The organism is Rhodobium orientis, assembly GCF_003258835.1.
In the GTDB taxonomy this organism is placed as follows: domain Bacteria; phylum Pseudomonadota; class Alphaproteobacteria; order Rhizobiales; family Rhodobiaceae; genus Rhodobium; species Rhodobium orientis.
Genome location: NZ_NPEV01000199.1, coordinates 1 through 256, shown reverse-complemented (window position 1 = coordinate 256; position 256 = coordinate 1). Strand labels below are relative to the sequence as shown.

The following is a 256-nucleotide window of genomic DNA, read 5'->3' as shown; positions in this document are numbered from 1 at the left end:
AGCTGCCGAAAGTTTTCAGCCACTTTAAAGGGACTGTATTGGGGCAGCAGAACGCCGCCCGAACCGACGCGAATATTCGCCGTCTTTGCCGCAATGTGTGCGATCATGATTTCTGGAGCGGTGCTGGCAAGCCCCCGTGTGCTGTGATGCTCGGCAAACCAATACCTTTTGTACCCCCATTGATCCGCAAGTTCCGCCAGCTCTGCAGAATGCTTTAGAGCTGAATGCGCATCCGAGCCTTTTGATATAGGAACCT

Annotated in this window: 1 protein-coding gene; it reads right to left on the bottom strand. The window is 53.5% G+C overall.

Annotated features, from left to right (window positions below):
- Positions 1–256, bottom strand: a 256-nt coding sequence (locus CH339_RS25830) for an LLM class flavin-dependent oxidoreductase (RefSeq protein ID WP_146610315.1), incomplete at both ends; no start/stop codon positions are given.